General features: G+C 52.5%; 12 protein-coding genes. 5 read left to right on the top strand and 7 right to left on the bottom strand.

Features of this window, described 5'->3' with window-relative positions; translation table 11 throughout:
* Positions 1–148: 148 nt before the first annotated feature.
* Positions 149–2269 (top strand): ATP-binding protein, encoded by a 2121-nt coding sequence (locus HHO50_RS06130; protein WP_255478616.1) that lies wholly within the window; start codon positions 149–151, stop codon positions 2267–2269.
* Between the two features lie 17 nt (positions 2270–2286).
* Here HHO50_RS06130 and HHO50_RS06135 read toward each other — a convergent pair whose 3' ends face one another.
* Positions 2287–2742, bottom strand: coding sequence for a DUF1801 domain-containing protein (locus HHO50_RS06135; protein ID WP_181305108.1), 456 nt, complete (start codon positions 2740–2742; stop codon positions 2287–2289).
* A 285-nt stretch (positions 2743–3027) separates the two neighbouring features.
* Here HHO50_RS06135 and HHO50_RS06140 point away from each other — a divergent pair, with 285 nt between their 5' ends.
* Positions 3028–3948, top strand: coding sequence for a zinc-dependent peptidase (locus HHO50_RS06140; RefSeq protein WP_181305109.1), 921 nt, complete (start codon positions 3028–3030; stop codon positions 3946–3948).
* Positions 3949–4261: 313 nt separating this feature from the next.
* Here the strand turns inward: HHO50_RS06140 and HHO50_RS06145 are convergent, their stop codons facing one another.
* The 5 genes from HHO50_RS06145 to HHO50_RS06165 all read right to left on the bottom strand — a co-directional run bounded on the left by HHO50_RS06145 (position 4262) and on the right by HHO50_RS06165 (position 8554).
* Entirely contained in the window at positions 4262–5656 is a 1395-nt protein-coding gene (locus tag HHO50_RS06145; protein WP_181305110.1) for an MATE family efflux transporter, read from the bottom strand.
* Positions 5657–5929: 273 nt separating this feature from the next.
* Positions 5930–7111, bottom strand: a complete 1182-nt coding sequence (locus HHO50_RS06150; protein ID WP_181305111.1) for a serine hydrolase — start codon at positions 7109–7111, stop codon at positions 5930–5932.
* An 83-nt stretch (positions 7112–7194) separates the two neighbouring features.
* Positions 7195–7581 carry a hypothetical protein gene (locus HHO50_RS06155; RefSeq protein WP_181305112.1) on the bottom strand — a complete coding sequence of 129 codons (387 nt, stop codon included), beginning with the start codon at positions 7579–7581 and terminating at the stop codon, positions 7195–7197.
* 377 nt (positions 7582–7958) lie between these two features.
* The gene (locus HHO50_RS06160) at positions 7959–8345 is read right to left on the bottom strand and encodes a hypothetical protein (RefSeq protein ID WP_181305113.1); all 387 of its coding nucleotides are present in this window, start codon (positions 8343–8345) and stop codon (positions 7959–7961) included.
* A complete protein-coding gene (locus HHO50_RS06165; protein ID WP_181305114.1) occupies positions 8342–8554 on the bottom strand; it encodes a hypothetical protein in 213 nt (70 codons plus the stop codon). The genes HHO50_RS06160 and HHO50_RS06165 overlap by 4 nt, the downstream gene beginning before the upstream one ends.
* Before the next feature lie 324 nt (positions 8555–8878).
* On the opposite strand from HHO50_RS06165, the gene HHO50_RS06170 reads away from it, so the two are divergent.
* Both HHO50_RS06170 and HHO50_RS06175 read left to right on the top strand, forming a co-directional pair.
* Positions 8879–10687, top strand: a complete 1809-nt coding sequence (locus tag HHO50_RS06170) for a glycoside hydrolase family 15 protein (RefSeq protein WP_181305115.1) — start codon at positions 8879–8881, stop codon at positions 10685–10687.
* A gap of 30 nt (positions 10688–10717) precedes the next feature.
* Positions 10718–11518, top strand: a complete 801-nt coding sequence (locus tag HHO50_RS06175) for an SDR family oxidoreductase (RefSeq protein ID WP_181305116.1) — start codon at positions 10718–10720, stop codon at positions 11516–11518.
* A gap of 234 nt (positions 11519–11752) precedes the next feature.
* Here the strand turns inward: HHO50_RS06175 and HHO50_RS06180 are convergent, their stop codons facing one another.
* Positions 11753–12760: a YhcG family protein gene (locus HHO50_RS06180; RefSeq protein ID WP_181305117.1), complete on the bottom strand. Its 1008-nt coding sequence runs from the start codon at positions 12758–12760 to the stop codon at positions 11753–11755.
* Between the two features lie 468 nt (positions 12761–13228).
* Between HHO50_RS06180 and HHO50_RS06185 the strand changes: the two genes are divergently transcribed.
* Positions 13229–15862 carry a glycoside hydrolase family 3 protein gene (locus HHO50_RS06185; RefSeq protein WP_181305118.1) on the top strand — a complete coding sequence of 878 codons (2634 nt, stop codon included), beginning with the start codon at positions 13229–13231 and terminating at the stop codon, positions 15860–15862.
* Positions 15863–16227 lie beyond the last annotated feature (365 nt).

A 16227-nucleotide genomic window follows, 5' to 3' on the forward strand; every position in this document is an offset into this window, starting at 1 on the left:
ATTCATTAGAAGGACTATACACCTACCTTAAGACTATACCCCTACCTTTGTGCCGTGTGCGCCATTTCTGCTATGGCCCGTATAAGTACCCAGTAAAGTCGCCCATGGGGCTTCAGTAAACCCAATAGATCTTCATACTACTTTCAATATGCCCCATTCCTTACAAGATGAAACCACCTCAGACGCACTCAGTATTTTTAAAGGGGGCGGAGAAATGGGAGCGTTGATGCGCAAGTATGACTGGGAGAACCATCCGCTGGGTAGTCCGGCCCATTGGCCCCAAAGCTTTAAAGCCAACATCCGGCTGTTACTCAACTCGGGCTTCCCCATGTTCATCTGGTGGTCAGAGGGCTTATACGCATTCCACAATGATGCCTATCTGCCAGCCCTGGGGAAAAAGCATCCGAGCGCGTTAGGAACCCCGGCGCGCGCGGTATGGGCCGAGATATGGGCCAATGTAGGAGGCATTGCCGAGGATATCTTAGCGGGCGGAGAACCCTTCTATGCCCAAGGTCTGCTCCTGTACTTAGAACGAAAAGGCTTTAAGGAAGAAACCTACTGGACATTTTCCTACAGCCCGGCCTTTGATGACGAAGGAAAAGCGGCCGGGGTGTTTTGCGCCTGTTCTGAAGAAACCAGCACCATTCTGGGCCAGCGCCGCCTCAAGGCCCTCAAAGACATTTCTGATGCGCTGCCTCAGATTCAGACCCTGAACCAAGCCTGCCAAACCACCTGCAACCTACTGGCCCAGAACGAAAACGATATTCCCTTCAGCCAGATTTACCTTTTAAACTGGGATCAAACCGAGGCTGCGCTGTTGGGCCAATCTGGAGACGTGGTGCCGCAGATGGAACCGTTGGTAGTGCTCCAGGAGCAGGGGGCCAAAAGCCAGTGGCCTTTTGGGGAGGTACTGCGTTCCAAGAAAAGCCTGGTGCTGGAAGACCTGCAAGCGTTTGGCTTTCCGTCGCACCAGAATGGGGGGGAGCTGGCTCCTACACAGGCGGTCATTGTTCCCATCTTCCGGCCGGGCCAGGATCAGCTCATCGGGTTCTTTGTTTCGGGCATCAGCCCCCGGCTGGAATATGATACCGATTACCAGAACTTCCATGAACTGCTGGCCGGGCAGATAGCCATGTCCATCTCCAGCGTGCGGGCCCGCGAAGAAGCCACCCGGCAGCAGGCTGAGCTGCGCGACTTGTTCAATCAGGCCCCGGTGGCCATCTGCATTCTGCGGGGGCCAGAGTATGTGGTAGAATTGGCAAACCCGGGCATTTGTGAACTCTGGGGGAAAAAGCAGGAAGACGTGCTGCGTAGGCCGTTGCTGGAGGCTTTGCCCGAAGTGAAAAACCAGGGAATAAAGGAACTGCTGGACGGCGTTTACTACACGGGCGTTCCGTACGTGAACAATGAGCTGCCTGTTTTGCTGGAACGGAACGGCAAACTGGAGCCGGTGTACTTCAATTTTGTGTACCATCCCATGCGTGATGAACGCGGTGCCATTACCGGGATTATTGCCGTGGCTACTGGGATAAATGAGCAGGTAGAAGCCCGGCGGGAGATTGAGATGATGAACGCTGAGCTGCGCGCCATCAACGCCGACCTGGACAATTTCGTGTACTCGGCGTCACATGACTTGAAAGCACCCATCTCCAACATTGAGGGGCTGGTGGAAACCCTGATAGAGTATTTACCGGTGGAGATTCAGCAGCAGGAATTGGTGCAGCGGGTGCTGCAAATGATGGATGCCTCGGTGAGCCGGTTCAAGCGCGCCGTGGCAGATTTGACCGAAGTGGCCAAAATCCAGCGCGAAACCGATGAAGACATTGCTCCCATTGATTTAGCGGGGGTAGTGGCTGATGTGCAACTGGACTTTGAACACCTGATCAAAGGATCTGGCGCCCAGATAGAAACCTGCATCGCCCCCGGTTCTACCGTCAAATTCTCAGCGAAGAACGTGCGCAGCATTGTCTACAACCTGTTGAGCAACGCCTTGAAGTACCGCTCAGAAGAGCGTCCGCTGGAAATAAAGATAACCACCCAGCACGAGCCCGGGTTTATCGTCTTCTCTGTCTCAGACAACGGTTTGGGCATGAAACCACAGGACAAGGCCAAAATCTTTACCATGTTCAAGCGCCTGCATGACCACGTAGAGGGCACCGGCATTGGCCTTTACATTGTGAAGCGCATTGTAGAAAACGCGGGTGGCTCCATTGAGGTGGAAAGCGAATTAGGCAAAGGCTCTACCTTTAGGGTTTTCTTTAGGCAGTAGGCTCTAGAAACTGGCTTTTATTTCTTGAACTGTGTTTCATAGAATTCCATCCAAGCCTGCGGCGTGATTTTAGAAGCCAATTCGCCCAGCAATTCCAGCGGAATCTGTTCGGGCTTTTTGAATCTGACGCAGCTTTTACCCATGTCCAGCTTAGTTTTGCTGTGCTTGGGGTATTCTGCCGTAAACCAGGCCAGCAGCTCAGGATTGGCATACAAGCCCATGTGGTAGAAAGAGATAAAATTCATCTGCGACGCAAATCCTATAAACGGCAAAGGCAGCTTGGGGTCGCAGTGGTAACCTGCCGGGTACAGCGTGTGCGGCACCACGTACCCCACCATGCCGTAGCTCATCTGCTCAGAAAAGCCGTGGGGCAGGTTTTGCAAAAGCACTTCCCGCAACGCGGCAAGAGCCTGTTTCCGGTCTTCAGGAAGCATCTCTATATATTCTTGCGGACTGAGCGCGGTAGACTGCATAGGCTAATGCATTGAAATGGACGTAAGAAAAACCACCAGCCAAAGCCAGGAAATCTGCCGGGGCACCTTTCAAAGGTAGCAGAATCTGCACAGCAACCAAACGCCTACTTCCTATAGAATTGTCTTGGCCCAAATGTTCTGTTTTTGGCCCGTTTTTCTTAAAATAGCCGCAATCCGGTTTCTGGAAGAAAGACATTTCCGGCTCATCAATTTCACGTCTACCACTAGCTTTACTCCACTGCGGCGGCAGGCATCTTTCTGGCCTTTTCCACGTTGGAAGCGTCTATGGGAATGTTTGCTTTGATTGTATTCACAGTAGTGGTGTGTGTGGTGTTTTACCGGTGGGCCACCCGTAAGAGCCGGCGGCGGAAGAAGGTGTTGGCGCAGGAGTTTCCGGCGGAGTGGCGCAAGGTGCTCACCAACCGGGTAGGGTTCTACCATACCTTGAAAACCGATGAAGAGAAACAGCGCTTTGAGAAGATGGTGCAGTTGTTCTTGTCTGAAAAACGCATTACCGGCATTGAAGTAACCATTGACACCACCACCAAAGTACTGGTAGCCGCCAGCGCCATTATCCCCATCTTCGGGTTGCAGGACTGGGAGTACCAGAACCTGGGTGAGATCCTGATTTTCCCCGGAAGCCTGGAGCGTTACAAAGACGAAGACAGTGAGGCCGTCTCAGAGGTGCTGGGCCGCGTAAACCCTTTCCAGAACGACCATTACGTCACGCTCTCCAAGCCCGCCCTGGAACGCGGCTTCAACGACATGGGCGACCGCCAGAACGTGGGCATCCATGAGTTCGCGCACATGCTGGACCAAGCCGATGGGGAGATTGACGGTACGCCCGCCGCCTACCTGCCCGATGAACTGGTAAAACCCTGGGAAGAACTGCGAGACCGCAAGATCAAGGAAATCAGGAAAGGGCAATCAGACATTAACCCGTACGCGGCCACCAATGAAGCCGAGTTCTTCGCCGTCTCCACTGAATATTTTTTCGAGAAACCCGGCCAGTTGTCTGAAAAGCACCCTCGGCTGTACGCCATGCTCACCAGAATTTTCAAACAAAACCCCAAACGCCGCTTCGGGCTTAATTTCAGGGAACTGCTCAACCCCTACGGCAAACGCCTGGGCCGCAACGAACCCTGCCCCTGCGGCAGCGGCAACAAGTACAAGCAATGCTGTCTGCCCAAAAAGTCAACTGCCTGAGGGCAGATTTTCCGGTACTCGGAGGTAGCGTACGCGCTCTACGCCTCTTTTGCGGTGCGTAGAGGTAGCGTAAGCGCTCTACGCACCAAAGGACAGCCAATCTCCTGATTGGCGAGTTATCGGCACAGACCTCGTAGTGTGCGCAGCTCCTACGAGGCCTGTGGAGTAGCCGGTATTGCGTGTATCCAACTTTAGGAGGGGTGTTTTGATTATCACGCATCGCCGTGGGCGCTAGTCTAGAAGCCCGCGCCAGCTTTTCTGATTTGGTTTTGAGGCTACTTTCTACAAAACAGCCTCAAAACGCCTGCTAGCCTTAGATCTTCACCGTCTTCCATCTGCCTTTTCTGAACAGCCACCAACTAATCAGCGCGTGTAGGGAGTGGCAGAAAGCGATGGTCACAAAGATGCCGGTTTGGGCGTAGCCCAGGTGAATGGCCAGCAGGTACGCCAGCGGAATTTCCAGCAGGCAGAGCACTACAATGTTGATAAAAGCCGGGGTTTTGGTGTCACCGGCCCCGTTGAAAGCCTGTACCATGACCATGCCCAGCCCGAAGAAAATGTAGCCCAGCGTAATGATTTTCAAGGCAGACGAAGCAATGGAGATGACGGCCGGTTCCTGGGTGAAAAGGCCCGCCAGATGATCTCCGAAGAAAAAGAAAGCGGCCGTAGCCAAGCCCAGAAAGAACATGTTGTAGCGGGCGGTCAGCCAGACAGAAATCTCGGCCCGGCCGGGTTTGCCGGCGCCCAGGTTCTGGCCTACCAACGTAGCCGCCGCCGAAGACAAGCCCCAGGCTGGCAGCAGCGTGAACGTAATGACCCGGAAGGCAATGGTGTAGCCCGCCAATGCATTGTTGCCGAACTCGGCCACAATCCTGGTCAGGAAAATCCAACTGGCAGAGTCAATCATGAACTGGCCCATGCCGCCCAGAGAAACCCGCAGAATGCGTTGCACAACCTTGTAGTGGAGCGCCATGTTCTCACGGGTAATCATGAGGAGGTGCTTCCCGTTGAGCAGATGGTACAACTGGTAAATAACGCCAATGCCCCGGCTGATGGTAGTAGCCCAGGCCGCGCCCTCCAGCCCCAACGCAGGTACCGGGCCCAGCCCAAAGATGAGAAGCGGAGCCAGTAGAATATTGATCCCGTTTGCTAACCATAGCGTGCGCATGGGCAAGTGCGGCAGTCCGGCCCCCCTGAACGCCCCGTTGAGGAGGAAAAGCAGGATAATGATGAGATTACTCCCGAAGATAATGCGCGCGTAGCCCACGCCTTTGGCGATGACCTCGGCATCTGCCCCCATCAACCGGAGAATGTCTGTGGCGAAGAGAAACGTGAGAACGCTGGTGACCAGGGCTAATACGCCACCGGTGACCAACAACTGATACGTGATGGTGCCCGCCTGCTGGTACTTCTTCTCACCAAACCGGCGCGCCACCATGGCGGTACCGGCCATGCTCAGGCCCATGCCCACTGAGTACACAATCATCAGGATAGACTCTGTAAGACCTACGGTCGCCAGGGCGTAAGAACCCAACCGGCCCACCAGAAAGATATCCACCACGGCAAAAAGCGACTCCATGAGCATCTCCAGAATCATGGGGGTGGCCAGCAGCACAATGGATTCTTTCAGCCCCAGGCGGGTATAATCCTGCTCTTTGCCTTTCACGGCCGCCCAGATCAGGTGGAAGAACTCTTTGCGCGAATTCATGGGTGAAGTAAGTGGTTGAGACGTAAATCTACATTTCCCGTCCCTAAGAAAGAGGGTGCAAAACCGACAACGTGGAAGGGTGTTTGCGTCAAAAGGAGGGCAATCTGTAGTTGGTAAGTGTTAGTACAGGCGAGTTGAGGCGTTCGCCTCACGGGAGTTGCAAATTTCAGGTCATATTGAGTCCAGGTTGAAAGCTTGAACCATAGTCTTTAACGAGAAAATGTTACTGGTACGCTCAAAAAAATCAACAGGATGTAGAGGCTTTGCTTTGTCTTACTTCTGCGTGTAAGGAATGTAATTCTCCCAATACCAGGGCGTGTAAGAGTCTTTGATGGCGTATTCCAGCAGTTCCTTGAAGATGCTTTCGGTGTTGTCACTGTTGCCCATGAGCAGGATGCCAGTGCCGGTCTCGGGGAAGAGGATGGAGTAATGCTGGAAACCGTCGCCGTGACCTTCTTTGAACGCGCCCGTGCCGTACGGCGATTGCAGAAGCACCCAGCCCAGGCCGTAACTTAACTGGATGCCGTCATTGGCGGTGGAATCGCGCAGGCGCAGCGGCCCCAACTGCTGGACAGACCTGATCCTTATTTGCGGACGGAACATGGCCTTGGTAGTGGCGGGTTTCAGAAGTTTGTTTTGCAGCACGGCCTGGGTGAACAGGGTATAGTCTTGCAAGGTGGTTTCCAAGGTGCTGGCAGCACGGGCCTCGTTGTCTTTGTCTTTCTGGTACGGTGTTCCGTTTGCTTGGTGCCCTAGGCTGTAGTCTTTCTCAAACCTAGGCTGCCAAGTATACGAAGAATTTACCATGCCCGCCGGGCCGAACACTTTTTGCCGCATCATTTCTTCTAGGCTTTGGGCCAGTAGTTTCTCCAGCACCACCTGCAAGTACACCAATCCTTCACCAGAATAGCTGTATTGGAGGCCCGGCGTAAACAGCGGGCGTAGCTTCTCATCTGGCAAGTCCCAGCGCCAATTAGGAAAGCCCGACGTGTGCGCCAGGCACATGCGGGCGGTTATTTTCTGGTACAGGGTGTCTTGTTTCAGGTCTTGGTAATGGTCATGCCATTTGGTGGCGGGGGTATAGGTGTAGATGGGCTTTGGAAGATAGCTTTGCAGCGGTTTGTCCAAGTCCAGCTTGCCTTCTTCCACCAGCTTCATCACCAATACTGCAAATACTGCTTTGCTTAAGGAGGCACCGTAAATGTTGGTGGTGGGGGTGAGAGGTTCTTTGGTGAGGGCATTCTTGTACCCGAAGGTTTTCTGGTACACCGGCTGGTTCTGGTTGAACACCGCTACCGCCAGACCATGCACCTGCGCCGCCCGCATGAGCTGCTGAATCTTGGCATCTAGAGCGGCCGTTGTGATTTTGCTGTTATCCAGCCGGGTAATGGCTTGCCCTATGGCTGACCAAGTGAGGCAAAGACAGAAGAAAGAAGAGAGTAGATGTTTCAGCATAGAAACAGGGCTTTGGTAATCGTCTTACTAAAAAAGCAGAGGCAAAGCAGCAAGGCATGAAAGACCTTCTCAGGAGGTCATGTTCAGTTCCCCATCAAGTGCACGCGTACCCGTTTGGGAGTTTCTTTTTGTAAAATCTGCCGGTATTCTTCGGTGACAGAGTTCCCAGTGGTGTCTTGTAAGTGAAGTGCCAGGTTAATATAAAGATTTTTCTGTAGACTCCTGGCTAAGGTGAGCGTGTCTTCCGTTTCCCTCACTACGGGGTAGTAGAAGTTATACTTCAGCATTTGCGCAAACTGGTCTGCCAGAGCGATCACTTTGCCCTTGCTTAGAAGATTTTGGTGTGGATCATACAGTTGGTACGAGACCGAGTCCAATGCCCGGTACTGTGCTGAAAAAGTGTTCACGCTGAAACGAAGCAGGTAGTTTCTCCTATCTACGGCCACTATCAGAAACGGGAGCGGAATCATGCGTTGCTTTTTGAGTACTTCTACGTGTACCCAAGGCTTGGTTGTACCGGTGCTATCCCGGACAACAGATATTTTGCTGTTGGAGGGAGTTGCCCACCGCGGATTATTCCCGATACTGGTGTGTATGCAGCTTTGGAACCCTGTGGCCAGAAGGAAGAGACAAACTCTTCGCCAAAAAAGATTTCCAGATAGATGATCATTTTTTAAGAGGGAAAGGCACAAGTGCATAAAAGCATCTGGTTTCAGGTGATTAAGAGAGAACTGTTTTACCCCTACTTTCCTAAAAACAGAAGAGAAATGCCCTGGCTAGGAAACATGAATCTGAGTGGATAAAAGCAGGTTCCTAACGCTCAAAACCACAAAACAGGCTTATGCCTCTATTCTACTTTCTCATATACCACAATGATGTTCAACTTTCGCCAACCGTTGATCTGGTAGTCATAATACTGCTTAGTGACGTTCGCTTCCAAGCGGTTGGAGCCTTGAACGGTAAGGGTATTCCATCTGCCCCACTCTTCCTCCGTTTGCTGGTGGTTAGCGCCCCGAATGATTTCTATGGCTTTTGTTCGCTCATCATAAGCATAGGTGTAGCCAGCACCATTAAGAGAATTATTAGTGTGTAAAACGATTGTCTGAGAGTTTGAGGCAGTATAGGGTGTGAGATTTGGATGGGGGAAAGAAAATACCAATGAGTTTGAAACTACTGGCAGTATTAAATTTAGTGGGCCGGAGTTCAAGTCTGGCGCTTGGGTACTGAAAGTCATAATCCTCTATTTCTTTCATTTAAGTTGGTAGAGGCTCGTCCGTCCTTATTCAGATCAACCGCTGTGGCAGACATTACCAATACAAATTGGTAGAGGCCTGCAATACTTGGTGCCCGTTCTTCAGCAGCAGCATTGGTCTGGCAGGAGGAAGCAACAAAGCAAGTGACAAAGAGGGAAAAAGCGGCTAGCTGTTTTAGGCTGTTTCTCATAAGATAGATGTTTGACATTGCCTTCCCCTGTGTGCCGCAGAGACTATTCGGAAATCGCTTTATCGCCTATAGAGAATCAAGTTAAGATACAATTCAGATTTCCACAAGGTTAAGGCCCAGGTGCGTTCAGAGCTTGTCTGGTTTCTTTAAAACCAAAGGGGCCAAGGACTACCGTTTTCGGGCTCTTTTTGTAAAATCAGGGCAAGAACAGACCTTTCTCTCAGGCAGAAATCATTTGAGTAGGAGAACACTTCCGGGGCATTGGCAGTATTTACTAGCACCTGTTGGCCTTCCTGGCCCAGATCACCTTCTATCCTTGCCTGAATGAGTTACCAGCCCATAGAGAATTACGGAATCATCGGAGACCTGAACACGGTCGCGTTAGTGGGCCTGAACGGCTCCATTGATTTCATGTGTTTCCCCAACTTTGATTCGCCCAGCATCTTTGCCGCGCTGCTGGATGCTGAAAAAGGCGGCAGTTTCCAGATTGAGCCTCTTTTCAAGGAAAGGAAAACAAAGCAACTCTACCTGCCAGACACCAACGTGCTCATGACGCGTTTTCTATCGCCGGAAGGCGTGGGGGAGATCATTGATTTCATGCCCGTTGAGGCACTGTACAGCGGCAAGGAACTGGTGCGCCGGGTCACTTCCATTAGGGGCGAAGTCACTTACCAGATGAAGTGCCGGCCCCGGTTCAACTATGGCCAAAGCGGGCACACCGTGCAGCGGGTGTCAGAGAAAGAGGTGCTGTTTGCCGGCCATGACCCAGATACCACCGTTTTACGCCTGGTAAGTTCGGTGCCGCTGCAGGTGACCGGCACTGATGTAGGGGCGGAGTTTACCTTAGGGCCTACCCAATCTGCCGATTTCATTCTGGAACACGTAGACCGGGAACACGCCAAAGGGCGGGACTTTGAAGCGTTTGTGACCACCAGCTTGTTTGAGACCGTGAACTACTGGCAGAACTGGATTGCCCAATCCACCTATACCGGCCGGTGGCGCGACACGGTCAACCGGTCGGCGCTGGTCTTGAAACTGTTGGCTTCCCACAACCATGGTTCCATCATAGCCGCGCCCACGTTCAGCCTACCCGAGAACATTGGCGGCGGCCGAAACTTCGATTACCGTTTTACCTGGATCAGGGACGCTTCCTTCTCTGTGTACGCCTTGATCCGGTTGGGGTACACCAAAGAGGCGGGTGCCTTTATGCATTGGGTGGAAAAAGTGTGCCAGGAGATCAAAGGGCAAGGCCGCTTGGGCATCATGTATTCGCTTGACGGGCACCAAGAGTTGGAGGAAAAAGAGCTGACCCATTTTGAAGGCTATAAAAAATCATCGCCCGTGCGCATTGGGAACGATGCCCACGCCCAGTTGCAACTGGATATCTATGGCGAACTCATGGATTCTGTGTACCTCTCAGACAAATACGGTGACCCGATCTCGTACGATTTCTGGGAAAGCCTTGGAAAACACCTGGACTGGCTGGCCCTCAACTGGGATCAGCCCGACGAGGGTATCTGGGAGGTGCGCGGCGGCCGGAAGAAATTCCTGTATTCACGCCTGCTCTGCTGGGTAGCCTTTGACCGGGCCATTAGAATAGGCACCAGACGGTCTTTCCCCTTGAAAGAAGCGTGGCGCACGGAGCGGGACAAGATCTACAGCAGCATCTTCACCGAGTTCTGGGACGAGGAAAAGCAGTCGTTTATGCAGTACCCCGGGGCCCAGACCGTAGATGCGGCTACGCTGCTCATGCCGCTGGTGCGGTTTATCAGTCCCAAAGACCCGCGCTGGCTTTCCACCCTTAAACGGATTGAAGAAGAACTGGTGTCAGACTCACTGGTGTACCGCTATCGGCAAGATCTGGCCGCGCCAGACGGGTTCGTGAGCCATGAGGGCACCTTCTCTATGTGCTCGTTCTGGTACGTAGAATGCCTATCCCGGTCGGGGCAGGTAGAGAAAGCCCGGTTCTACTTTGAGAAGATGCTGGGTTACGCCAACCACCTGGGTCTGTACGCCGAGCAACTGGGTTTCCAGGGCGAGCATCTGGGCAACTTTCCGCAGGCCTTCACCCACCTGGGCTTGATCAGTGCCGCCTACAACCTGGATAAGCAACTAGACAGAAACCAAAAATAAGAGAGTGCATCCACTATAAACACGATGACCATGTCAACAAAGACCACCCAAACCGTTTTAGTCACCGGGGCCAGTTCGGGCATCGGGCAGGGAATCGCCATCGCCTTCGGGCAGCAGGGCGCCAACGTCATCATCAATTACCACGGCGATGAAGAGAGTGCCCGCAATACGTTGCAGCAGGTAGAAGCCGACGGCGGCAAAGGCATTATCTGCCAAGCCGATGTGGGCAAAGAGGAAGACGTGACCCGCATGTTCCAGGAAGCCGTAGACACCTTTGGCACCGTAGATGTGCTCGTGAGCAATGCCGGTATCCAGAAAGACAATGCCTTCGCTGAGATGACCCTGGAGCAATGGAACAAAGTGATGACCACCAATCTCACCGGCTACTTTTTGTGCGCCCGCGAAGCCATCAAAATATTCGACAAAAAAGGTGACGTTGGGCCCGAGGGAAAAGCCAAAGGGAACATCATCTTCATGAGCTCAGTACACGACATCATTCCCTGGGCCGGGCACGTGAACTACGCCTCGTCCAAAGGCGGTATTCTCATGCTCATGAAGTCACTGGCCCTGGAAGTAGCCCCCAAAAAGATACGCGTGAACGGCATCTCCCCGGGTGCCATCGCTACGGACATCAACGCCGATGTGTGGCAGGACGAGGAAAAGAAAAAAGAACTGATGAAGCTGATCCCGTACCAGCGCATTGGCCTGCCCGAAGACGTAGCCAAAGTCGCCACCTGGCTGGCCTCGCCCGACAGCGACTACATCACCGGCACCACCATCTACGTAGACGGCGGCATGACCCTGTACCCCGGTTTCGTGGACAACGGTTGATGCCGTTTTTAGGCTGATTTTTGAAAAGGAAGCGCCAATCGCCTCATCAGATGTACTGGTGAGGCGATTGGCGCTTTTTGCAAGAAGGAGAGTAGAGACGGTTTTAGGCTTGTTTTTAGCAAAGTAGAGTAAAATAAGGCTTATGTGAGTTGAAGGTGGTTGCTGAAAAAGGCTCTATTGATTTACTTGTATCTGCATACGGAGGATAGCCAGACAGGTAAGTAGGGGGTATAGTTAGTCTGTATCCTCTTCCAGCAACTTCCCCAACTCTGCAGAAAGCAACGCTTTGTCTGGAAGGTAGAGTTGGTATTTGCTTACAAAAAGCTGGTTGCTGATGTTCTCCGTGGCGTATTCAACTAAAACTTGGTCTTTGTAAGCGCCCAATACAATCCCGATGGGCGGGTTGTCGCCTTCCACGTTTTCTTCTTTGGCGAAATAGTTCAGGTACAGGTTCATCTGCCCAATGTCGTGGTGCTCTATCTCGCCGCGCTTGAGGTCTATCAAGACAAAGCATTTGAGAATGCGGTGGTAAAAAACCAAGTCCACAAAGAAATGCCGGTTTGCCAGGCTGATTTTATATTGGCGGCCGATGAACGCAAAGCCTTTGCCCAGCTCCAGCAGAAACTCCTCTAAATTCCGGATCAGTTTTTCTTCCAGTTCGCCTTCTTTGTACTGGTATTGCTGCGGAATGCCTAAAAACTCAAACACGTAGGGATCTTTAATGATATCGGCTGGCTTTTGGACGTCGGCCCCCTGTTCTGCTATTTGCAGAACGCCAGCTTTGTCTTTGCTTAAAGCCAACCTATGAAACAGCATGCTTTTCATCTGGCACTTCAGCTCGCGCACGCTCCAGTTTTCTTTTTCGCATTGCTTGGCATAAAAGCTGATCTCTAGGTTATTATCAGCTTTCAGGATTTCAAAGTAGTGGCTCCAGCTTAATTGGTGAGACAGTGTCTCACTATTTGGAAAAGCCTGGTAGAGCTTCCGCATATAGAAGAGGTTGGAGCGACCAAACCCCTTTCCATAACTGAGGGTCAGGTCTTTGGATAGCCGGTCTAACAGCTCAGATCCGTATTTGGCTTTCGCTTTTCCGCCCTGCTCAAACTCTACAAGATGTTTGCCAATCTGCCAATAGGTTTGCACCAGAATGGTATTGATGGCCCGACCCGCCTGGGTACGTCCGGCTTCCAGCAATTCACCAATTTGCTTAACCCGCCCGTTATATGGTTGCAGTTCTTTCATTCAGCTTCTTCGCCCAGTTTTAGAAAGAGAATAAGTGGAAAGTTTTCATTAACGGGCTCATCAATTGTTGCTGGTTGGCCTTCATCGCTGAATATAGATAATTGGTGGGTATTCTCCACTAAAAACCGGCACATCTTCTATTCAGGGTAACAAGATGGCTTTCGCTGCCCTGCCGAAACTTCTGGTATTACGTCTCTGCCAAAGCAGTAAGGACGTATAAGTCGTTTTAAAGGCAGACCAGTTTTCATTACGTCCAATGCAAATATCCTCCCAAGTGAGCACCATGAACCCCACTGTTTTAGGCCTGATTTAAAGAAAACAGGCCTAAAACAGAAAACGCCCACCCGAAGGTTTTTAAGGAAAGCAGCCCGTAAAAGGGGCAGGCTCGCCTAATACTTGCCGCTTTGCCACGGAAATGTTGAAAATTTTCCCCAATTTAGACCGCACAACCACTTTTTGCTTGAATCCATGAAAAAAGTCTATGTTCTACTCTCTTTCTGTGCCATCGTTGGCATGTTGGCTTTCAAGTCGGCGGAAAAAGAAGAAAAATATGCCTATCCGTTCCAGAATCCTTCGCTCACCATTGAAGCCCGGGTAAATGACCTGGTGTCGCGCCTTACCCTGGAGGAAAAGGTGGCCCAGATGCTGAACGCCGCCCCCGCCATTGACCGCCTGGGCATTCCCTCTTATGACTGGTGGAACGAGGTGCTGCATGGCGTGGCCCGTACGCCCTACAAAGTCACCGTGTTTCCGCAGGCCATCGGCATGGCCGCTACCTTTGACACCACCTCTTTGCAGCAAATGGCCGATTTTTCGGCCTTGGAAGGACGGGCCATCTACAACAAAGCCATCCAGGACGGCAAAAGCGGGCAGCGTTACGTGGGCCTCACGTACTGGACACCCAACATCAATATCTTTAGAGACCCTCGCTGGGGACGCGGACAGGAAACCTACGGCGAAGACCCGTTCCTGACCGCCATGCTGGGCCGGGCGTTCGTGCGCGGGTTGCAGGGCGATGACCCCAAATACCTGAAGGCGGCGGCCTGCGCCAAGCACTACGCCATACACAGCGGCCCCGAGCCGGAGCGCCACGTGTTTAACGCCACCGCCTCTAACTATGACCTGTGGGATACCTATCTGCCCGCTTTCGAGGAACTGGTGGTGAACGCCAAAGTAGCGGGGGTGATGTGCGCCTACAACGCCTTTAGAGGGCAGCCTTGCTGCGGGTCAGACGTGCTCATGAACGACATTCTGCGCAACCAGTGGCAGTTCACCGGCTATGTAACCTCAGACTGCTGGGCCATAGATGACTTCTTCAAGAACCACAAAACGCACCCAGACGCCGCCTCGGCCTCAGCCGATGCCGTCATGCACGGCACCGACATTGACTGCGGTACCGATGCCTATAAAGCCCTGGTGCAAGCCGTAAAGCAGGGAAAAATTGAAGAGCGCATGATTGACGTATCAGTGAAGCGCTTGTTCACCATCCGGTTCCGGTTGGGCATGTTTGACCCGGTGGCCATGGTGAAATACGCGCAGACCCCGGTAAGCGTACTGGAAAGCGCCCCGCATAAAGCCCACTCATTAAAGATGGCGCAACAGTCTATGGTGCTTTTGAAGAACGACAAGAACACGCTGCCGCTTAAAAAGAACCTGAAGAAGATTGCCGTCATAGGCCCCAACGCCGATAACCCAATTGCGGTTTTAGGGAACTACAACGGTTTGCCGTCTGAGATTGTGACCGCCTTACAGGGCATCAAAAACAAAGTGGGGGCCGGTACAGAGGTGGTTTATGAACGTGCCTCCACCTTTACCAAAGACACCCTGCTGGTGTACACCAACATTGCCCCGCAGTTGAGTTTTGAAGGCAAGCCCGGGGTGCAGGCAGAGTATTTCAACAACATGGAACTGAAAGGCCAACCCATAGCCACCCGTCAGGAAGCCGGGGTGAACAATTTCTGGCAGGAAGGCGAAACCGTCATAGGCAACATGAAAGCCTACAACTTCTCGGCCCGCTACACCACTGATTATACCGCTTCTACCACCGGCTCTATCACCTTTGAGGTGGACGGCGATGACGGCTATAGATTTTTGGTAGACGGCAAAGAACAGTTGAATGCCTGGACTCGCAACCGTTGGGGCGCGAAAAGCTACAAGCTGCCTACCAAGGCTGGTCAGAAATACCGTTTGGTGGTGGAATACAACCAGGACGGCGGCAAAGCCTCTATCCAACTGCGGGCCGGTAACTTCGCCAAGTCAGATTTCAAAGCCATCGCTAACCGCGTGAAAGACGCCGATGCCATCATCTACGTGGGTGGTATCTCGCCACAGCTGGAAGGCGAGGAAATGCAGGTAAACGAACCTGGCTTCAACGGCGGCGACCGTACTTCCATCTTACTGCCCCAGGTGCAGACTGATCTGATGAAGACGCTCAAAGCCACCGGCAAGCCTGTGGTATTTGTGATGATGACGGGCAGCGCCATTGCCATGCCGTGGGAAGCGCAGAACATTCCGGCCATTGTGAACGCCTGGTACGCCGGGCAATCGGCGGGTACGGCTATCGCCGATGTGCTGTTCGGCGACTACAACCCGGCGGGCCGTTTACCGGTTACTTTCTACAAAAGCGACAAAGACCTGCCTGCCTTCGGCGATTATTCCATGGACAACCGCACGTACCGCTACTTCAAAGGCCAGCCGCTGTATGGTTTCGGGCACGGCCTGAGCTACACCACCTTCACGTATGACAAACTGGATCTGCCTAAAAACAGCGTGGTGAACAGCCCGGTACAGGTAAGCGTACGGGTAACCAACTCCGGCAAGATGGACGGCGAAGAAGTGGTACAGTTGTACCTCACGCGTCAGCAGAACGGGTTTAAAACGCCGGTCAGAGCCTTGAAAGGTTTCGAGCGCATCGCCCTGAAGCGTGGCGAAAGCAAAGTAGTGACCTTCACCCTGCGTCCGCAAGACCTTAGCTTGATTGCCGAGGACGGTACCGCCAAGCACGTACCGGGCCATATTACCATCAGCGTTGGCGGTGCCCAGCCCGATGCCCAGTCCAAGAAGAGCAAGAAAACCGTGGAAGGAACCTTGGCGTTGAAGTAAAGGAATTGCTTGAAACCTCCCCCACTCGGTTTAAATAAATTGACGCGGGACTGAAATGACCTCGAAGCCAAAAGTGCGCGCCGCTGCCTCCCTTTTGGTTCTTCGAGGTCATTTCTTTTCCAAAAGCCTATATCGCAGGTACCCCACCTTGCCGGAGGCGAGCGAGTGCTTTTTCGTTTATCCTTACTTGTAGTGGACTACCGAATAACGGCTGCATAGTGTTTCAGGCTGTTAATACAGATACAATGCTCTTCCTGCTACCAGAAAGGCATTCCTTCTTGCGGTTTTTACCCTGTTTTCTGAAAATGTACTGAGAATAGGGAATGGAAGGGCAATTGCCAGAACTAGTTCATCTGTTTCAAGTA

Origin of the sequence: Rufibacter sp. XAAS-G3-1 (assembly GCF_013623775.1) — a bacterium.
Classification (GTDB): domain Bacteria; phylum Bacteroidota; class Bacteroidia; order Cytophagales; family Hymenobacteraceae; genus Nibribacter.